The sequence below is a fragment of the Paenibacillus sp. J22FR21 genome, assembly GCF_056269135.1.
Window position 1 is genome coordinate 599284 of the sequence record NZ_JBWDNJ010000001.1, and the last position, 14324, is coordinate 613607.

Genomic DNA, 14324 nt, shown 5'->3' on the forward strand with positions numbered 1-14324 from the left:
TTCAGGAGGTTTCCAACATGGCAGTTAGTGCTAGTGCAGTAAAAGAATTGCGTGAAAGAACAGGCGCAGGTATGCTTGATTGTAAAAAAGCGCTTGATGAAACAAACGGTGATATCGCGAAAGCAATCGACTTGCTTCGTGAAAAAGGTCTTTCCGCTGCAGCAAACAAAGCGGGTCGTGTAGCTACTGAAGGTACAGTAGAATCCTACATCCACGCTGGCGGCCGGATCGGCGTTCTTGTTGAAATCAACTGCGAAACTGACTTCGTTGGTAAAACGGATCAATTCCGCGAGTTTGCTCGTGATATCGCCATGCAAATCGCTGCTGCAAACCCTAAGTTTGTAAGCCGTGAAGAAGTTTCTTCGGATGAGCTGGATAAAGAGCGTGAAATCTTGAGAGCTCAAGCGCTGAACGAAGGCAAACCAGAGAAAATCGTTGATAAAATGGTTGAAGGCCGCATCAGCAAATACTACGAAGAATACTGCTTGCTTGAGCAGCCGTTCATTAAAGATCCCGACAAAACAATCCATACACTGCTGAAAGAGAAAATCAGCACAATTGGAGAGAATATCTCTATCCGTCGTTTCGCTCGTTTTGAGCTTGGCGAAGGCCTTGAGAAAAAAGAAGACAACTTCGTTCAAGAAGTTATGGCGCAAGCTAAATTGTAAACCGAACGCGCAGGCGGGGCGGGGCGTTCGCCCCGCCTATTTCCTATAATTAGGTCTAAATTTTCAAGTCCGTATACGGCCTTTTAAACAAAGTTGAAGATGGAGGTATACCAAGTTGCAAAGTCCCGTGTACAAACGTATAGTGCTGAAGGTGAGCGGCGAATCGCTCTCGGGTAATAATGGCTTTGGAATTGACTCCGCAATGATTTCCTCCATTGCAGAGCAAGTAAAAGAAGTAGTGAAATTGAATGTTGAAGTCGCGATCGTGTGCGGCGGCGGCAACATCTGGCGCGGAATTGCCGGTTCGGAGAAAGGTATGGACCGTGCAACAGCAGACTATATGGGTATGTTAGCGACTGTTATGAACTCTTTGGCGCTTCAAGATGCGCTTGAGCAAATCGATGTGCCAACTCGTGTGCAAACATCAATCGCCATGCAGCAAATCGCTGAGCCTTACATACGCCGCCGGGCGATCCGTCACCTGGAAAAAGGGCGTGTCGTTATTTTCGCGGCAGGCACAGGCAATCCATTCTTCTCGACAGATACCACTGCAGCATTGCGCGCAGCTGAAATCGAAGCAGAAGTAATCCTAATGGCGAAAAATAAAGTGGATGGCGTATATTCCGCTGATCCATTTAAAGACGCGACAGCGGAGAAATTCGAAACGTTGACGTATATGGAAGTTCTAAACCGCAATCTAGGCGTCATGGACTCAACAGCTTCATCGCTTTGCATGGACAACAATATTCCACTTGTCGTCTTCAACATTACCGAACAAGGGAATATCAAACGTGTTGTCCTTGGTGAGAAAATCGGTACTATTGTGATGAAAGGAAGTGTGTGAACGAATGCCACAAGCAATTAAGAAAAGCGCAGAAGATAGAATGGACAAAGCGATCGGAGCACTGAGACGCGATCTCTCAACGCTACGTGCAGGACGTGCTACTCCGGCTCTCCTTGACCGCATTCAAGTTGAATATTACGGGGCAATGACGCCCGTCAATCAACTGGCTAACGTCAATACGCCTGATTCCCGTACGCTAATGATCCAGCCTTGGGATAAAACCTCCCTGTCTGCGATTGAGAAAGCGATCATGAAATCGGATCTTGGTTTGACTCCGTCGAACGATGGCGCAACGATTCGCCTCAGCATTCCGATGCTGACAGAAGAACGTCGTTCGGAGCTTGTCAAATTGACGAAGAAGTTTGGCGAAGAAGCGAAAGTAGCCATTCGTAACGTGCGTCGTGACGCGAATGACGACATCAAGAAACTCGAGAAAACCGAGATTTCGGAAGATGAGTCCCGTCGTCATCAAGATGATGTTCAGAAAACAACCGATAAATTTATCGCAGAAGTGGATAAAGTACTAGCTGCGAAAGAGAAAGAAATTATGGAAGTATAATGCAAGCTCTCCGGCCCCTCCGAATGGTGGGGTTTGTTGCATCAATCAACGTTAGCGTGGGAGGACGAGCGTGTGTTAAAACGATTGAAGGCGTTATTCGGTAAAGCGTCCGCGAAACCAACTTCGCCGACGCTTGATTCGGATGGCATTCCGAAGCATATCGCCATTATTATGGACGGCAACGGCAGATGGGCCAAGAGCCGCGGTTTGCCTCGCATGGCCGGCCATCACTCCGGTATGAAAACAGTCAAACGTATTACGATGGCTGCCGATCGACTAGGTGTGAAATATTTAACACTGTATGCCTTCTCCACGGAGAATTGGAAGCGCCCGAAAGCGGAAGTAGAGTTTCTCATGAAGCTTCCTCAGGAGTTTCTCTCTATTGAGCTTAAGGATCTGATGGCGAATAATGTTCAGGTTCGAATGATGGGATATAAAGGTGATCTGCCGGACTACACGCTGAGAGCAGTAGAAGAGGCAATTATCCAGACGGCCAATAATACAGGGTTAGTTCTTAACTTCGCCCTAAATTATGGCAGCCGAAAAGAAATGATTGAAGCGGTACGTTCGATCGGTCAAGCTGTTCAAGAGGGCAAGCTGTCGCCGGAAGATATCGATGAATCGATGATGGAAGCGAACTTGTTATCCGCTGGGGTCCCTGATCCCGACTTACTTATTCGTACGAGCGGTGAACTTCGATTGAGCAACTTCATGCTCTGGCAGCTCGCTTACAGCGAGATGTGGTTCACTGACGTCTATTGGCCTGAGTTTACAGAAGAGCATTTCTTTGAAGCTGTTCGAGAGTATCAGCGTCGCGGCCGTCGCTACGGCGGGCTGTAATCGGCCTTACTGGAGAGTGTCATACAGGTGAAACAACGTATAATTACCGGCCTCATTGGCGGCGCAGCCTTTATTTTTCTAACTGTACTCGGCGGATGGTTTTTCTTTGCACTCCTCCTTCTACTAGCTGTTATTGGATTTATGGAATATACACGGATGAACGGGGTTTCAGCCAAACATCCGTTATCATTAATAGGGCTGGCAGGCATGCTGGTCTTGTTTATTCCTTGGGAAGATTTCGGCTTAGACTCTCCTGCAGCCATACATACAATTTGGTTATTGTTATTCTTATTACTCACGGTAACGGTTCTGACGAAAAATGTCATAACCATTGACGGAGCGGCTTTGATGCTGCTTGGAGCACTATATGTTGGCTATGGATTCCACGCGATGTACGAGGTGCGTAACGCGGAGTTCCATGGTTTACTTACGACATGTTTGGCATTCGGTGCGATCTGGGCTTCCGATATCGGAGCTTATTTCACAGGACGAGCCTTCGGTCGAAATAAATTGTGGCCTTCCATCAGTCCCAATAAAACAATTGAAGGCTCGATCGGCGGTATTGTGCTTTCACTGGCCATCGCGGCTATTTTTGCATGGATATACCCGGATATCATCAGCATCAGCAGGGCGCTGCTAATCGGTCTAATTGCAGCCGTTGCAGGGCAGTTTGGAGATCTCATTCAATCGGCTTACAAACGGATTCGCGGCATCAAAGATACCGGTTCGATTTTGCCCGGTCATGGTGGCGTATTGGATCGTTGCGACAGCTGGTTAATCGTGTTTCCGTTGCTCGTAATGACCGAGCTGCTTCCCCTCTGATTCAAGGAGGCTCCTTAGCGTTGAAGAAAATAACGATTCTCGGTTCTACCGGTTCTGTAGGGACGCAAACCTTAGATATTCTTAGTCATGAACCTGATCGCTATCAGGTTGAAGGCTTGGCTGCAGGCAATAATCTGCATTTACTTATTGAGCAAGCCAATCAATTCAAGCCGAAGAGCGTTTGTTTGTCGACCAAGGCTCTGGCGGATGAAGCCGCTCCACATTTGCCGCATGGGACTAAGGTGCTCTATGGCAATGAGGGACTGATTGAAATTGCTGCTAATAATGAGGCTGATACCGTTGTGACCGCAATTGTTGGCAGCCGTGGGCTGCAGGCAACGCTTGCTGCCATTGACGCAGGTAAACATATCGGACTTGCGAATAAGGAAACGCTTGTAACAGCTGGCCATATCGTGATGCAGCGTGCCATTGACAAAGGTGTGTCCATTCTGCCCATCGATAGCGAGCACTCTGCAATATTTCAATGCTTGAATGGGGAACGTCGCAGTGATGTGAACCGTATTACTCTTACAGCGTCGGGAGGCTCTTTCCGGGACCGTACTCGGGCAGAGCTTGAAGGTGTCACCGTTGCTGAAGCACTTAATCATCCCAATTGGTCGATGGGTGCCAAAATTACGATCGATTCCGCAACCATGGCCAACAAAGGGCTTGAAGTTATCGAGGCTCACTGGTTATTCGGGCTTCCATACAGTCAAATCGATGTTCTTATTCACCCGGAGAGTATTATTCACTCTTATGTAGAGTTCGTGGATCACAGTATCATTGCTCAGCTGGGGATGCCGGATATGCGCGTCCCGATCCAATATGCGCTTACGTATCCGGAACGCAGACCAACGCCAACAGAGAGACTGAATTTAGCGAAATTGTCTGCCTTGCATTTCCGAGAGATGGATTTTAATCGTTATCCTTGTCTCCGATTTGCATATGAGAGCGGACAAGCGGGGCAGTCTGCGCCTACCGTCTTTAATGCAGCGAATGAAACGGCAGTAGCACGTTTCTTGGCAGGCGAGATCACATTCCTTGAGATTGAAACTGTTATAGCAGCGGTGCTCAACAAGCATCAGCTTGTAGATGTTCCCGATGTCGAGGCCATCGCAGAAGTAGATGCCTGGGCTCGAAGAGAAGCGGCAAGCATCTAACCGGTGGTTCTCTTGTATCGAACGGGAGAATAATGATAATCTAAGTACAGGCCGTTACGAACAGGAGGCAAGGGGAACGATGCATACGATTCAAGTCGTCTTTTTGACGGTAATGGTCTTCTTCGTTATTGTGACCATTCACGAATGGGGTCATTTTTATTTTGCGAAGCGTGCCGGAATATTGGTAAGAGAGTTCGCGATTGGGTTTGGACCGAAGCTGTTTTCCATAAAACGTGGTGAAACCAGATACACGCTGCGGCTTGTCCCGGCAGGCGGTTTTGTCCGAATGGCCGGTGAAGATCCGGAGTTAGTCGAGATTCATCCCGGGCAGACCGTTGCAGTACGGGTGAAAGATAACACGGTTACTCGTATTTACTTGGATCGCTTAGATGATCGCAGCAATGTTGTCCGTGGTGAAGTAGAAACCATCGATATCGAACGTAAACTGAAGCTTGCTCTTAGTGCGGACGGAATCACGGATTCCTACGACGTACATCCGCAAGCGCTTCTGATCAGTAAAGGGAAAGAAACACAGATCGCTCCGATTGATCGCCAATTTGGCAGCAAAACAGTAGGTCAACGGGCTCTCGCTATCGTTGCGGGTCCTGTCATGAACTTTGTTTTAGCTTTCGTGTTGTTTGGTCTGTATTTTCAAATGGCCGGTGTTCCGATGGAGAATCCGGATCGTTTGTTAATTGGCAGCGTGGTTGAAGGAATGCCGGCATCACAAACGGATCTTCGTGTAGGTGATGTGATTGATTCGGTGAACGGAGAGAAGATCGGCGGAGATTCCAACAAAATGATCGAGCTGATCAGTAAATCGGTCGATGTGCCGCTCGTATTTAACGTGCTGCGTGACGGGAAGCCGATATCTTTCAAGATTACACCGAAGAAAGATCCAACTACAGGTGTCGGTAAACTGGGCATCTCAGCTGCGGTACCTACTCGCTCGGTAACATTTGGCGAAACATTCACCTATGCGGGCAAAGCGATGAAGAACATGACGATCATGATCTTCGATGGATTTAAGAAGCTGATTCTCGGTGACTTCAAGATGGAGGATCTTGGCGGGCCGGTTCGGACTGCTCAAGTGACAAGTCAAATCGCCGATGAAGGCATCGTTCAGCTTACTTCATGGGTTGCGGTTCTCAGTCTGTATTTAGGTATCTTTAACCTGCTGCCCATTCCGGCGCTCGATGGAAGCCGTTTGGTTTTCCTCGGATTTGAAGCTGTGCGAGGCCGTCCGGTTGATCCGAATCGGGAAAGCATGGTGCATTTCATCGGATTTGCGATGCTGATGCTGCTCATGCTGGCAGTTACTTATAATGATATATTGCGATTGGTACGAGGGGAGCACTGAGTCGGTCATGTCGAAGGATAAGCAATTCGTAACGGAAATCACACCGCAAAACGAGGATTTCTCGCGGTGGTATATCGATGTCATCAAGAAAGCGGAATTGATGGATTATTCCCCAGTGCGCGGTTGTATCGTATTCCGTCCAGAGGGTTTTGAAATTTGGGAGCATATGAAGGATGAGCTCGACCGCAGGTTCAAAGAAACCGGTCACCGTAACGCTTACTTCCCGATGTTCATTCCGGAGAGCTTCTTCCTGAAAGAGAAGGAGCATGTGGAAGGCTTTAATCCAGAGCTGCCTTGGGTAACCGAAGCAGGCGGAGAGAAGCTTGAAGAACGTTTGGCGATTCGTCCGACATCGGAAACGATTATCGGTCATATGTACTCCAAATGGATTCAATCCTATCGCGATTTGCCCGTGCTGATCAATCAGTGGGCAAACGTTGTTCGTTGGGAGAAACGGACGCTGCCTTTCTTGCGTACAACGGAGTTTCTGTGGCAGGAAGGCCATACCGCGCATGAAACCGAAACAGAAGCGCGTGAAGAAACAAACCAAATGCTCGATATTTATCGGGACTTCTGCGAGAACTATCTGGCGATTCCGGTCATTATGGGCCAGAAAACGCCTTCGGAACGTTTTGCAGGTGCAGTAGATACGTATTCCATTGAAGCGATGATGAAAGACGGCCGTGCCGTTCAGGCAGGAACGTCCCATTACCTTGGCAATAAATTCGCGGTTGCGTTCGATATTAAATACTTGGATCGCGAGAATACACAACAGTTTGTTCACACAACCTCATGGGGGGTATCGACTCGTCTGTTAGGTGCGTTGATTATGGTTCACGGTGACGATCGTGGTCTAGTGCTTCCTCCGAAAGTAGCACCGACTCAAGTTATCATGATTCCGATTGGCCCGGCGAAGACGCGTGACCAAGTGGTTGGACGAGTGGACGAGCTATTCGCTGAGCTGAAGAAAGCAGGCATCCGCGTGAAAGTGGATGACCGCAGCGATGTAAGTCCAGGTTGGAAGTTCAATGAGTATGAAATGCGCGGTGTACCGATTCGTCTTGAGCTTGGACCTCGTGATATGGAGAATGGACAAGTTGTTCTCGTGTCGCGTATTAGCGGGGAGAAGCGAATTGTCCTGCAAAGCAATTTGAAGGAAGAAATTGAGCATATGCTGGTTGAGACACATAATGATATGCTTGAGCGTGCAAAGCAATTCCGTACGGAGCATACTTACTCTGTGGAGACGCTTGATGAGATGAAGGCACTCTTCGAAGAACAGCGCGGTTTCGCGCTTGCCGGCTGGTGCGGATCAGATGCATGCGAGCGTCAAGTGAAGGAAGAAACGGGTGCAACGAGCCGTAATATTCCGTTTGAGCCTGCAGAGCACAAAACCGTTTGTCTCGTTTGTGGAGAGAAATCCGAGCATTCCGTCGTATTCGCCAGAGCTTATTAATAGCAACAAGAGTAAAAAAGGAATAAACGGCTGTATTCGCTGAAAGGCGGCGACAGCCGTTTCGTCTTGGGGGAGGACAATATGAACCAAACCGGGGGAAAGCGACAGCGATTCGAGCTGCTACTGAAGCAGGCGGATCTTCCGCAGCAAATGGTCGATGAATATTTTGCAGATGGTTATATAGATAAGGTAATCGTAAGCCGGAGTAACCGGGAATGGACGTTTTGCATTGGCAAAACGACTGTGGTTCCGTTACCGGCTTTTGGTGTTTTTTGCCGTGCAGTCGTCGCAAAGTATGCCCATATTGCTCAAATTTCGTTCCAGTTTCAATATAGCAGCGATGTACCGAAGGATGAATTGATCCAAGAATATTGGCCGGCATTTGTGGAATGGCTGCAACAGAACAATCCTTCCGTTAACGGCTGGATCAGCAAATCGAAGATGATTGCAGAGGGAGACCTGATTACCCTTCATCTGATGGACGACATGGGTCTTGAGCTAGCTAAGAAGAAGAAGATTGACGAGCTTGCGATTGATTTCTTCAAGCAGCAATTTGCTACAACATGCCGCATGAAGATGATTATCGGTGAATCCAATCAAGAGGTGTACGAACAGTTCCAGCAGAAGCGGGATCAAGAAGAGCGCGAAGTTATTCATGCGATGATGACAAGCACGACGGTTACTGAAGAACCGACGCTCGACGAAGGCGAAGTCCGCCTTGTCGTTGGTTACGATATTCGAGATGCGCCTGTGCCAATTATGAATATTATTGAAGAAGAGAAGAAGGTCACCGTGCAAGGCGCGGTCTTCGGCCTGGAAGAGAAAGAGCTTCGAAACGGCAGCACATTATTCACGTTTAACGTCACAGACTTCACTGACTCAATCGCCATGAAGATGTTCGCGAAGACGAAAGACGATGTCAAAGTGCTAAAGCAGCTCGCTAATGGCAAATGGATTAAGGCACGTGGACGCGTCGAGTATGACAGATTCATGATGGAGCCGGAGCTGGTTATGATGCCTTCCGACATGCATGAGGTTCTGGCGCCAAGGGAACCAAAAGATGATGCCGAAGAAAAGCGCGTCGAATTTCACTTGCATACGACGATGAGCACCATGGATGCGGTTGCTCCGGTTGACGCTTACATTAAGCAAGCTGCCAAGTGGGGACACAAAGCGATAGCCATTACAGACCACGGCAATGTGCAGTGTTATCCGGAAGCGGCGAAAGCGGCTAAGAAACATGGCATTAATGTATTGTTCGGATTAGAGGCAAACGTAGTCAATGACGCTATTCCGATGGTTATGAATGCGCGCGAAGAAGCGATGCAAACGGCTGTTTACGTTGTATTTGACGTCGAGACGACGGGCCTTTCCGTCGTAAACAACAAAATCATTGAGCTAGCCGGCGTAAAAATGCATGATGGCAAAGAAATTGATCGATTCTCCACATTTATTAATCCGCATGAAGATATTCCTTATAACATTCAACAGCTAACGAATATTACGAACGAAATGGTTGAAGACGCGCCGGAGCTGGGTCCGAAGATTCATGAGTTTATTGATTTTATTGGCGATGCGGTACTGGTTGCCCATAACGCTAGGTTTGATATGGGGTTCCTGCAAGCGGCTTGTAAGCTGCATGGTCTACCCGAAGTGAAGAATCCCGTTCTGGATACTCTTGAATTTGCGCGATTCCTGCATCCGACGATGAAGAATCACCGACTGAATACCCTTTCGGATAAATATAAAATCAGTCTCGAAAATCATCACCGAGCAATTGATGACTCCATTGCACTCGGCGGCGTACTATTTGGCTTAATTGGTGATGCGGCTTCTCGCAATATTACGGGATTACACATGCTCAATGACTACGTTGGGCTCGACTTGTCGAATATGCGTCCATTCCACTGCTGCATTTACGCATTGAATGGTACGGGCAAGAAGAATCTCTTCAAGCTGATTTCGAAATCACATACGGAGCATTTTAAACGTGTCGCTACGATTCCGAAGAGCAAACTGACCGAATTACGAGAAGGAATTCTAGTCATATCCGGCTGCGAGAAAGGTGAGTTCTTCGAAGCGGTGATGAATAAATCGTTGGAAGAGGCAGAGGAAGTCGCGCATTATTACGATGTGCTGGAGATTCAGCCGATCGACTTCTATATGCATCTGGTCGAGAAAGGTTTTGTCGCAAGCCGTGCTGAGATTGAACAGGCCATACGCCGTGTATGCGAGATTGGCGATAAGCTAGGTAAGCCGGTCATCGCGACAGGAAATGTGCATTACATGCTGCAGCGAGATAAGCTGTTCCGCGACATTACGATCCATGGCATTACAGGCTTTAGTCCTCTGAAAGATATCCGCAAGCCGGATGCTCATTTCCGCACGACAAAAGAAATGCTGGAGGAGTTCGCCTTTCTCGGTGAAGCACGCGCTTATGAGGTCGTAGTCAAGAATACTTCAGAGCTGGCTGATCGATTTGAACCGTTTGATATGTTCCCGAAGAAATTATTCGTACCAATTATCGAAGGCGCCGATGAAGAAATGCGTAATACGTGTTACGACACCGCGCGCACGCTGTATGGCGAACCGCTTCCGGATGTCGTTGTTGAACGACTCGAGAGAGAGCTTGTTCCGATCACGAAAGCCGGTTTCGCTGCCAACTATCTGATCTCGGCGAAGTTAGTTAAGAAGTCTAATGCGGATGGTTACCTGGTTGGATCACGGGGTTCAGTAGGGTCGTCCATCGTTGCAACCTTTCTAGGGATATCTGAAGTAAACCCATTGCCTGCGCATTACACATGCTTAGATGAAGCTTGTAAGTTTAGTGAATGGTTCCTTGACGGCAGTTATCCGAGTGGATTCGATTTACCGGATAAGGTTTGTCCGAGCTGCGGTAAGCCGCTCAAAGGTGAAGGTCAGGATATCCCGTTCGAAACGTTCCTTGGATTTAAAGGGGATAAAGTTCCCGATATCGATTTGAACTTCTCCGGTGAATATCAAGCGGTAGCTCATAACTTCACGAAGACGATGTTCGGGGCGGAAAATGTGTTCCGAGCAGGTACAATCGGTACGGTAGCGGAGAAAACAGCTTACGGCTACACGAAGAAATACGAAGAAAGTTATGGGAAAAAGTGGCGCGGAGCGGAGCTTGCAAGGCTTGCCAATGGATGTACCGGTGTGAAACGAAGCACAGGCCAGCATCCGGGCGGTATCGTTGTTGTGCCGGACTACATCGAGGTTGAGGACGTTACACCTGTGCAGTATCCCGCGGATGATCAGAATGCCGAGTGGAAAACGACCCATTTTGACTATCATGCCTTCGAGGATAACCTCTTGAAGCTCGATATACTAGGGCATGATGATCCTACCATGATGCGTATGCTGCAGGATCTTACCGGTATTGATCCGACAACGATTCCGATGAACGATCAGAAAGTCATGAGTATGTTCAGTTCAACGGATGCCCTTGGCGTGACACCGGACAAAATCCGTTCCTCAGTCGCGACGTATGGCGTGCCGGAGATGGGAACCAAGTTCGTACGCCAGATGCTCGAAGAGACGAAACCGGCAACCTTTGCCGATTTACTGCAAATTTCAGGTTTGTCTCATGGAACAGGGGTTTGGCTGGGCAACGCGCAAGAGCTGATTAAGAACCGCACCTGTACGATCAAGACGGTTATCGGCTGCCGTGATGACATTATGTTGTTCCTAATCTATAAAGCAGGCATGGATGCAGGACTCGCCTTCAAAATTACCGAGAGCGTTCGTAAAGGTAAAGGTCTGACAGCAGAGTGGATCGATGAAATGAAACGCTGTAAAGTACCGCAATGGTATATTGATTCCTGTCTGAAAATCGAGTACATGTTCCCGAAAGCCCATGCGGCGGCTTACGTTATCTCGGCAGTTCGGACAGCGTACTTCAAGCTGTATCATCCGATCGCTTATTATGCGACTTACTTCTCCATTCGCGCAGAGGATTTCGATCTTGAGCTATTATGCAAGGGATATGAGGCAATCTCGAAGAAGTTGGTCGAAATTGAACAAAAAGGCTTCAACGCAACGCCGAAAGAGAAGAACAGCGTTTCCTTGCTTGAGATGGCGCTGGAGATGACTGCCCGCGGCTTCTCCTTCAAGCCAGTTGACCTCTATCGTTCAGAAGCCACTCGATTCATCATCGACGGCAACTCGATTATCCCGCCATTCGGCGCCATCAGCGGGATCGGTGAGAACGCTGCGAAGAACATCGCAGGCGCACGCGATTTCGGCGAGTTCCTATCGATTGAGGACTTCCAGCAGAAATCCAAAGCAACCAAAACCATCGTCGAGGTATTGACGACAATGGGCTGCTTCAGGGGATTGCCGGAGTCGAATCAGTTGTCCTTGTTCTAGGTTGTTTGTTCACCGTAGTTGAGGTAAAGAAGGTTCACCTCAGGTGAACAAGCCCCGAAGGGGGCGACTGGGTTTAGAGTTTTGTTCTGGGTTAAGAGTTTTGTTCTGGGGTATATGGTAGTTTAAGGTGTACGGGTTTCACAGAAGTTGCCGAAGAACCTCGGCAACTTCTGCTTCGCCCCTATGCGCTGGTAAGCGAGGGGAAGGAGCGGAGTTCGGGGTGCAGCCGGAGAGTTTACGTGCCGCCTTTGAACTCGGGATGCCACCGCGAAGGCATCTAATCGAGCATCCCGAGTTCAACAGCGGCCGCAGGCGCACTCCGAATGGAGCGACCCACCCCGAGCGCACCTTACGGCGCCGTATTGTCACCACATCATGGTTATGTTATAATCTTTCTGGTAATGCTGATGATACGACCTTTTCGCAGAAGAGTGGGGAAACCCACTCTTTACGTTTTGTCTGCACCTTTTTACATATACGATGGGACATAAGCAGGTCTGCAACAGGTGCATTTCAGCTGAAAAATTAAACTGACCGTACGCCGACTATGTTGTGGCGCACCGCTGCAGTGGGAGGTACATTGTTTTTGAGCACATCCACAATCAAAACCGCTGTCGAAGAAATGGTTAGACCGTTCCTCGATGAAAATGGATTTGAACTCGTTGACGTAGAGTATGTCAAAGAAGGAAGCAACTGGTTTCTTCGTGTCTACGTGGACAAAGAAGGCAACATTGATATCGATGAATGCGGCCGGATTAGCGAATATTTGAGCGAGAAGCTGGATGAGAACGATCCGGTATCTGACGCTTATTTTCTCGAAGTATCCTCGCCGGGTGCGGAACGTCCGCTTAAGAAGCCCGAAGATGTGAAGAAATCAGTAGGCAAGCATGTATTTGCAACGACCTATGAGCCGATTGGCGGCTTGAAGGAATTCGAAGGCAAGCTTATTTCTTTTGATGGCGAAGAGATCGTCATTGAAATCGGCAAGAAGAAACATATCTTACCGTATGCGAAAGTTGCAAGTGCCCGTTTAGCCATCGTCTTCTAAGGAGAAGGCAACGGCATGATTATAACGTTAGGGAACTAGTTGAAAGGGGGAACTCATTTCCAATGAGCATGGAATTTATTGAAGCACTGACGGAAATCGAAAGAGAGAAGGGGATCAGCAAGGATATCTTGCTGGAAGCCATTGAAGCAGCCCTGATATCGAGCTACAAACGCAATTTTAATACTGCCCAGAATGTACGTGTTGATATTAATCGGTTTACCGGAGTCATCAAAGTGTATGCACGCAAAGCTGTTGTTGAGGATGTATTAGATCCTCGACTTGAGATCTCGGTTGAAGCTTCCCGTGAGCTCAACCCGCATTATCAGCTGGATGATATCGCAGAAATTGAAGTAACGCCTCGTGATTTTGGCCGGATTGCGGCACAAACCGCGAAGCAAGTAGTTACGCAGCGTATCCGTGAAGCAGAACGCGGCCTCATTTACAATGCCTTCATTGATAAAGAGGAAGACATTGTGAATGGTATCGTGCAGCGTCAGGACGTGCGTAACCTGTTTATCGACCTTGGCAAAGTAGAAGCGGTGCTGCCGCTGACAGAATTGATGCCAACGGACAAATTCAAACATGGAGACCGCGTGAAATCGTTCATCACGAAAGTGGAGAACACGACGAAAGGACCGCAAATCTTCCTTTCCCGTACGCACCCGGGCTTGCTGAAGCGCCTTTTCGAACTCGAAGTGCCGGAGATTTATGACGGTGTCGTTGAGATTCGTTCTGTCGCACGTGAAGCGGGCTTCCGCTCCAAAATCGCTGTTTATTCCCGCAATGCCGAAGTTGATCCGGTTGGATCATGCGTTGGTCAGAAGGGGATGCGTGTACAAACCATCGTTACCGAGCTCAAAGGCGAGAAAATTGATATCGTCCGTTGGTCCGAGAGCGTTGAAGAATATGTTGCGAATGCGCTTAGCCCTTCTAAAGTAATTGAGGTAATCGTATACGAGCAAGAGAAGATGGCTCGCGTTATTGTTCCGGATTATCAGCTGTCGCTGGCAATCGGGATTAAAGGTCAGAATGCTCGTTTGGCTGCGAAGCTGACGGGTTGGAAGATTGATATCAAGAGCGAAACGCAGGCGGAGCAAGAATTTGGTCGTCCAAAGTCGCCGATGAGCACGATGCATCAGGATTCCGTCTCCATCGACTAAGAGCTTGTGTTCAGG

11 protein-coding genes are annotated in these 14324 nt (G+C 48.4%); all 11 read left to right on the forward strand.

From position 1 onward, the window contains the following. The first annotated feature begins 17 nt into the window (after positions 1–17). The 11 genes from tsf to nusA all read left to right on the forward strand — a co-directional run bounded on the left by tsf (position 18) and on the right by nusA (position 14309). The gene (gene tsf, locus AC0YNS_RS03075; RefSeq protein WP_475779559.1) at positions 18–668 is read left to right on the forward strand and encodes a translation elongation factor Ts; all 651 of its coding nucleotides are present in this window, start codon (positions 18–20) and stop codon (positions 666–668) included. A 115-nt stretch (positions 669–783) separates the two neighbouring features. Next, entirely contained in the window at positions 784–1512 is a 729-nt protein-coding gene (pyrH, locus tag AC0YNS_RS03080; RefSeq protein WP_475779560.1) for a UMP kinase, read from the forward strand. Positions 1513–1516: 4 nt separating this feature from the next. Further along, entirely contained in the window at positions 1517–2071 is a 555-nt protein-coding gene (gene frr / locus AC0YNS_RS03085) for a ribosome recycling factor (protein ID WP_475779561.1), read from the forward strand. A 72-nt stretch (positions 2072–2143) separates the two neighbouring features. Next, positions 2144–2911 carry an isoprenyl transferase gene (locus AC0YNS_RS03090; RefSeq protein WP_475779562.1) on the forward strand — a complete coding sequence of 256 codons (768 nt, stop codon included), beginning with the start codon at positions 2144–2146 and terminating at the stop codon, positions 2909–2911. Positions 2912–2938: 27 nt separating this feature from the next. Then, on the forward strand, positions 2939–3733 hold the full coding sequence (locus AC0YNS_RS03095) for a phosphatidate cytidylyltransferase (RefSeq protein WP_475779563.1): 795 nt from the start codon (positions 2939–2941) through the stop codon (positions 3731–3733). Positions 3734–3753: 20 nt separating this feature from the next. Beyond that, a complete protein-coding gene (locus AC0YNS_RS03100) occupies positions 3754–4893 on the forward strand; it encodes a 1-deoxy-D-xylulose-5-phosphate reductoisomerase (RefSeq protein ID WP_475779564.1) in 1140 nt (379 codons plus the stop codon). Positions 4894–4972: 79 nt separating this feature from the next. Further along, positions 4973–6253 (forward strand): RIP metalloprotease RseP, encoded by a 1281-nt coding sequence (rseP, locus tag AC0YNS_RS03105; RefSeq protein ID WP_090976468.1) that lies wholly within the window; start codon positions 4973–4975, stop codon positions 6251–6253. Positions 6254–6260: 7 nt separating this feature from the next. Continuing rightward, positions 6261–7709 (forward strand): proline--tRNA ligase, encoded by a 1449-nt coding sequence (gene proS / locus AC0YNS_RS03110; RefSeq protein WP_475779565.1) that lies wholly within the window; start codon positions 6261–6263, stop codon positions 7707–7709. A gap of 81 nt (positions 7710–7790) precedes the next feature. Next, positions 7791–12101, forward strand: a complete 4311-nt coding sequence (locus AC0YNS_RS03115; RefSeq protein WP_475779566.1) for a PolC-type DNA polymerase III — start codon at positions 7791–7793, stop codon at positions 12099–12101. Positions 12102–12687: 586 nt separating this feature from the next. Continuing rightward, complete coding sequence (gene rimP / locus AC0YNS_RS03120) at positions 12688–13149, forward strand: ribosome maturation factor RimP (protein ID WP_475779567.1); 462 nt, start codon at positions 12688–12690, stop codon at positions 13147–13149. 62 nt (positions 13150–13211) lie between these two features. Next, positions 13212–14309: a transcription termination factor NusA gene (nusA, locus tag AC0YNS_RS03125; RefSeq protein ID WP_475779568.1), complete on the forward strand. Its 1098-nt coding sequence runs from the start codon at positions 13212–13214 to the stop codon at positions 14307–14309. Positions 14310–14324 lie beyond the last annotated feature (15 nt).